Annotated in this window: 6 protein-coding genes; all 6 read right to left on the bottom strand. The window is 64.3% G+C overall.

What is annotated here, in order from left to right; all coding sequences use genetic code 11:
* Nucleotides 1–235: 235 nt before the first annotated feature.
* Nucleotides 236–1,273, bottom strand: coding sequence for an amino acid ABC transporter substrate-binding protein (locus AC0L3K_RS33680; protein WP_473367624.1), 1,038 nt, complete (start codon nt 1,271–1,273; stop codon nt 236–238).
* A gap of 59 nt (nt 1,274–1,332) precedes the next feature.
* Nucleotides 1,333–1,926 (bottom strand): L,D-transpeptidase, encoded by a 594-nt coding sequence (locus AC0L3K_RS33675; protein WP_007597994.1) that lies wholly within the window; start codon nt 1,924–1,926, stop codon nt 1,333–1,335.
* A 383-nt stretch (nt 1,927–2,309) separates the two neighbouring features.
* Nucleotides 2,310–3,284, bottom strand: coding sequence for a hypothetical protein (locus AC0L3K_RS33670; protein ID WP_473367622.1), 975 nt, complete (start codon nt 3,282–3,284; stop codon nt 2,310–2,312).
* Nucleotides 3,285–3,387: 103 nt separating this feature from the next.
* Nucleotides 3,388–3,951 (bottom strand): thioredoxin family protein, encoded by a 564-nt coding sequence (locus AC0L3K_RS33665; RefSeq protein ID WP_473367621.1) that lies wholly within the window; start codon nt 3,949–3,951, stop codon nt 3,388–3,390.
* Nucleotides 3,952–3,982: 31 nt separating this feature from the next.
* On the bottom strand, nt 3,983–4,681 hold the full coding sequence (locus AC0L3K_RS33660; RefSeq protein ID WP_473367620.1) for a cytochrome c biogenesis CcdA family protein: 699 nt from the start codon (nt 4,679–4,681) through the stop codon (nt 3,983–3,985).
* Between the two features lie 508 nt (nt 4,682–5,189).
* On the bottom strand, nt 5,190–5,801 hold the full coding sequence (locus AC0L3K_RS33655) for a sigma-70 family RNA polymerase sigma factor (RefSeq protein ID WP_018456005.1): 612 nt from the start codon (nt 5,799–5,801) through the stop codon (nt 5,190–5,192).
* Nucleotides 5,802–6,000 lie beyond the last annotated feature (199 nt).

Below are 6,000 nucleotides of genomic sequence, written 5' to 3'. Positions count from 1 at the left end.
CCGCCCCGCCCCCCCCCCCCCCCCCCCCGGCCCGGCCCCCCCCCCCCCCCCCCCCGCCCCCCTCCCCGCCCCCCCCCCCCCCCCCCCCCCCCCCACGACAGTTGAGATTGTGGATAGCGCGCCCGCCCCAAGCTCGTCATTGCGAGGAGCACTTGCGACGAAGCAATCCAGACTGTCACCGCGGGGGGATTCTGGATTGCTTCGCTTCGCTCGCAATGACGGCGGATAGAGCTCCCTACCGCACCGGCGGTGCATACTGCACGCCGCCCGCATTCCACAGCTGGTTCATGCCCCGCGGGATCTTCAGCTTCGACTTCTCGCCGATGTTGCGCTCGTACATCTCGCCATAATTGCCGACGTTGCGGATGATTCGGACGACCCAATCCTTGGTGAGGCCGAGCTGCTCGCCGTAATTGCCCTCGGTGCCGACCAGCCGCATCACTTCCGGCTTCTTCGACTTCAGGGCTTCGTCGATGTTCTCCGAGGAGACGCCGAGCTCCTCGGCGTTGATCATCGCGTACAGCGTCCACTTCACGATCATCATCCAGTCGTCGTCGCGCTGGCGCACGACGGGCGCAAGCGGCTCCTTTGAGATCATGTCCGGCAGGATCATGCTGTCGCCGGGCTTCGACAGGTTGATCCGCAGTGCGTAGAGCTGGGAGACGTCGGCGGAGAGCGTGTCGCATTTGCCGGTGTCGTAGGCTTTCACGACGTCGTCCAGCTTGTCGAACTTCACCTCTTCATACTTCATGTTGTTGGCACGGAAGTAATCCGCGACGTTGAGCGCCGTGGTGGTCCCGGTCTGGACGCAGACCTTGCTGCCGGTCAGGTCCAGCGCGGTTTCCTTGTTGCGCGCGCGCGGCAGCATGAAGCCTGCGCCGTCGTAATAGGCGACCGCGGGGAAATAGAGATCGTAGTCGAGCTCGCGCGCCATGCTCCAGGTCGAGTTGCGCGAGAGGATGTCCACTTTCCGGCTCTGCAATTCCTTGAAGCGCTCGCTGGCATCGAGCGCGACGAACTTCGCCTTGCTCGGGTCGTTGAAGATCGCGGAGGCCACCGCGCGGCAGAAATCGACGTCGAAGCCGGTCCAGTTGCCCTTGTCGTCGGGGATCGAGAAGCCCGGCAGCCCCTTGTTGACGCCGCACAGCACCTCGCCACGGCGGACGGTGCGCTTCAGCGTGCGGGTGTCGTAAAACTCGTAGATCACCGCGAGGACGCCGACCAGCACGGCAACCGCGAGCCCGATCAGCAGGCCGCCACGAAAAGTGCGCATCATTTTGCTCTCTCGAAATAATCGGGAAAAGGAATATTCGCCAGGGCGAGGAGATCAGATCAGAGCTCGGGCTTCTGCCGGATGACCACCTTGGTGCCGACCGGGACGCGATCGTAGAGATCGGCGACGTCGCGGTTGACGAGCCGGAAGCAGCCCGAGGAGACCTTGGTGCCGATCGTGTCGGGACGGTTGGTGCCGTGGATGCGGTAGACCGTGGTGCCCAGATACATGGCGCGTGCGCCGAGCGGATTGCCGGGGCCGCCGGCCATGAAGCGCGGCAGATAGGGCTGGCGCTGGATCATCTCCGGCGGCGGCGTCCAGTCCGGCCACTCCTTCTTGTTGGTGATGTTCACCAGCCCTTGCCACTGAAAACCATCGCGGCCGACGCCGATGCCGTAGCGGATCGCGCGACCACCGGGCTGCACCAGATAGAGATGCCGTTCGGCGGTCGAGATGATGAGGGTGCCGGGCGCTTCAGTGGTGCGGAAGTAGACGACCTGCTTCTGCCATTCCGGATCGAGCTCATAGGCATCGTCGGCGACCAGGCCCGGCTCGTCGCCGCGGTCGGGCTGCTGGGCGTAGGCATGGGGCGCGGACAGGATCAGGCCGATCGCAGCCACAAACATCCCGGTCAGGCGACGAAAATCCGTCATTTCAAGCTCTCCCCCACTGCCACAGCAAATATCGTTCGGAACCATCTGAACCCAGCGGCAGCTTCATGGCAAGTTGATGGCGCGCCCGGCTGGCATGTCACGAGAATGCTTTGGTTTTTTGACGGACCGCCGGCAATGCCACAAACAGGGGATGGCGCGAAAAGCAGTGAGCTGGGCACGATGTGCTCCCTCCCCCGCCTGCGGGGGAGGGTCGGGGAGAGCGTGTCTCTGCAATGGGGCACTCCCAACGTGGAGAGAACCCTCACCCGTCGCGCGGGACGATGCTTCGCATCGCCCGGACGCGCCGACCTCTCCCGCAGGCGGGAGAGGCTCAGACCGAATTCGCGGCGAGATCAAACTTCGCCAATCGCACTGGATCCCAGCTAGATCTGGTTGTTCTCCGGCGCGATCCCGAGCCGCCGGACGATCTCCGTCCCCACGGCGCGGGCCTCTGGCCTTGACCCGATGCGAGGGCTGCGAAACCGTCGTCCCGACTGCAATCGGATCACGACGATGCAGTGCTCGTCCTCGGAGCGGCCGCGGCGCTCGACCGTGATCGACTTCACGTCGCGCCCCTCGATGTGGTCGGCGCGCAGCGTGCCGTCGCCCCACAGGCGTTCGACGCGGATATCGCCCTGGCGGATGATCCAGAAGGCGCCGGTCACAAGGTTGGCATGTCGATAAACGCCGATAGCGGCGATCGCGCCGACCGGCAGCAGCATGATGTCCACCGGCCCGGGCGACAGGCCACGCCAGAGCCTGTAGGCGTAGGGAACGGCGCACAATGCGACGACGATCAGTGCGACGATCCTGATGTCTCTTGCGGAAAACGGCTCGAGGGGATCGCCGAGGCGCATCTCGGGATTGCTGGCATCGAGAGGATTGACCGGAGACTCGACCTCGGGAACGTCGAATTGCGTGGCGATCCGCGCCACCGTCTCGTGCACGTGGGTGACATCGGCGATCGGCGGCGATGTCAGGCGCTCACCGGAGGCCAGCGTGAAGGCGAGCTGGAAGCGGGCTTTCGCCCTCTTGCTGCCGGGAACCTGTAATCCCTTGATGTCGTCCTTGGCGACGATCCGCGTCCGGAGTTTTCCGAACGGGCGCTGCTCCCCGATCAGGATCTCGTCTGGCGTGATGATCCACACCACCGCCGGCGCCAGCATGATGATTCCGACGAACGCTGCTCCCACCAGCAGCGCGACCACGGAGATGATCACCTCCAGGGGGTCGTGCGTGAACAGGCCCGGCGTGAAGCACAGCGCAACGGCAGCCGCAAAGCCGGACATGACCAGCCGCTGCGCGATCGAGGCGCCTTCACGAAGGCGAATGTCAGTGCTGCTGGTGGCGTCGTCCATCGCGGGCGGCTGATTACGTGGCCCGCGAAACTCCACGGACGGGTCCGTGGAGTCAAGCAACAAGCCCGTCAGGCGAACCCAGCCGCGTGATATCCGGGCCGCATCAGCTGCTGGCGTTCAGCAGCTTTGCCACGGTGCGGTCGATCTCGTCATAGCGGCCCTCGCCCGCGTGCTGGAACACGATCTTGCCGTTCTGGTCGATGATGTACTGCGCCGGCCAATACTGGTTGCTGTAGGCATTCCAGGTCCTGGAATCATTGTCCTGCGCCACCGGATAGGTGATGCCGTGCCGCTTCAGCGCCGCCTGGACATTGGAGGCCGAGCGCTCGAACGGGAATTCCGGCGTGTGCACGCCCACCACGACGAGACCCCGGTCCTTGTACTTGGCGTAGAGCTCGGTGACGTGCGGCAGCGTGTTGACGCAGTTGACGCAGCCATAGGTCCAGAAGTCCACCAGCACGACATTGCCGCGGAGGTCGGCGAGGCTGAGCGGCTTCGAGTTGAACCAGTTGTTGATGCCGGTGAAGTCGGACGCAGTCTGCTGGCTTGCGGCAGCGGTGACGACAGGGACAGCGCGCGCGGCCTCGCCGCAGATGCCGGGGATGACAGCGCCTGTTACGGCGATGCCGATCAGTGCGGCGGAGACGGCGAGCAGTTTGAAAGTCATGGACGAGTCCTCCGGTTGAGATGCGCGATGATCACAGGCCGATCTGGCCGGTGGGATAGAAGCCGGTGAGCCACGCCACGATCAGCGTGTCGTATTGGAAATAGGCGGCGAGCGCGAAGCCGATCACGACGACGCCAAAGCCCTGCTGCAGCCGCGGCGACATGCGCGCGAGGCTGCGCACCCGCGTCGTCGCGGCCTGCCCGCCATAGGCAATCGCCAGCATCGGGATCGCCGCGCCGATCGCGTAGGCGATCAGCAGCGTGCCGGCCCAGGTCGCGTTCTCAGTCGTCGCGACCAGCGTCAGGATCGAGCCGAGCACCGGGCCGGCGCAGGGCGTCCAGACCAGGCCAAGCGTGGTGCCGAGCACGAGCCCGCCGAGCGCACCCTCGCGCTGCGTGGCGCCGGAATTGCCGAGATCGAGCCAGCCGTTGAGCCGGATCGACAGCCATTCGAACGGCGCCGGCCACAGCATCAACAGGCCGAAGCCGAGCAGCAGGATCGATGCCGCCTCGCGCAGCATGTTCGGATCGAAATTAAACAGCCGCGTGATGGCGCCGAGCAGCAGCGCGGTCGCGGAGAACGACACGACGAAGCCGAGCGCGATCATCGCCGGACGCAGATGCGAGCTGCGGCCGATCGAGGCGCCGAGCAGGATCGGGAGCATCGGCAGCGTGCACGGCGCGGCGATGGTGAGGATCCCGGCAAGGACGGCGAAGAGAAGTTCGAGCATCGGGGCACTCGTGAAGGGGGTCACGAGGATGGTTCGGCGGTGATGGGCGGATTGTTACGAGTGTCACGTGCTCGTGACGGAGGAGGTGCCGGCCAAGGGCGGCGGTGCGTTCCCTCCCCCCTTGTGGGGGAGGGTTAGGGAGGGGGGTAGCCCAGCAAATGGTCTATCCGTCTGGCATCATGCCGCGCGTACAAGTCGAGAGAGTCCCCGTGTGGGCCCCTCTCCCTGCCCCTCCCCCACAAGGGGGAGGGAAGGAGAGAGACCGCCCGCCTCACTCAAGCGCACCGCCGCAGCAGTCTGCCCCAAACACAAAACGACCCGGAGGGGGGCATCCCGTCCGGGTCGTTGGAGGTCTTGGGAGGTTTAACGAAACCGTATGTGAGCTTTATAGGAGGGAAGTTTTTCCGCCTGATGTTGTGCTTTGTTTCAATTGTTTCGTCGGCGGTAACACTTCCGTGTCCGGGACAGGGCCAAAACAGATGTCCTATCCCTTTGAAGTCTCTGAACTTCAGGCGGCGAAGCGCTCGACGCCACAGCCCTTAAGCAATTCGGCGAGTTGCTTGCGGGCGTAGAACATCCGGGTCTTCACCGTGCTCTGCGGGATGCCGATGATCTGTCCTACCTCCTCCACCGACTTCTCATGATAGTAGACCAGAGTGATGATTTCCCGATGCGCGGGTGACAGCTTCTGAACGCAGGCGCGCAGGATGGCGCTGGTGTCGCTGCGGTCGAGCGAGGTCTCCGGCGTGTCGCAACCATCGGCGATCTGGCGCACGTCTTCCTGGTCGATGTCCTCGAAGCGACGCTGGCGCATCGCGGTCAGCGCCTTGAAGCGGGCGATCGAGAGCAGCCAGGTCGAAACCTGCGAGCGGCCCTGGAATTGGCCGGCGGTCCGCCACACGTCCAGAAACACCTGGCTGACGAGGTCTTCCGCCGTGGTGGCGTCGCGCACGATCCGCAGGATGAAGCGGTAGACGCGCACATTGTGCCGGCAATAAAGGATGTGCATGGACGTCCGGTTGCCGTCGGCAATGCTTTCGAGAAGCATGTCGTCCGAGGTCGCCTGAGCGGCAATGATGCTCTGGCTGGCTTGGGCGTTGATGGCGATCACGTTCGGCATTGACTTGGCTCCCCGTAGCGCCGCAACCGAGCGGCGTTTCCTTCGACCAAAGTGTTAATGAGCCAACGTTTCGGGACGTCTGCACGAAAAGGGGAAAATGGTTTCGTGCGCCGCCAAATTGTTTCGTCGGATTAGTCGCGACGAAACATTCGGGGCAAAAAAGCGTGTAATTTCAATGTACGGAAAATACGGGGTGGGG

This window comes from Bradyrhizobium sp. MI1.10, from assembly GCF_055811035.1.
Note: the sequence above shows the minus strand (reverse complement) of the source record. Positions and strands in the feature narration are given on the sequence as shown.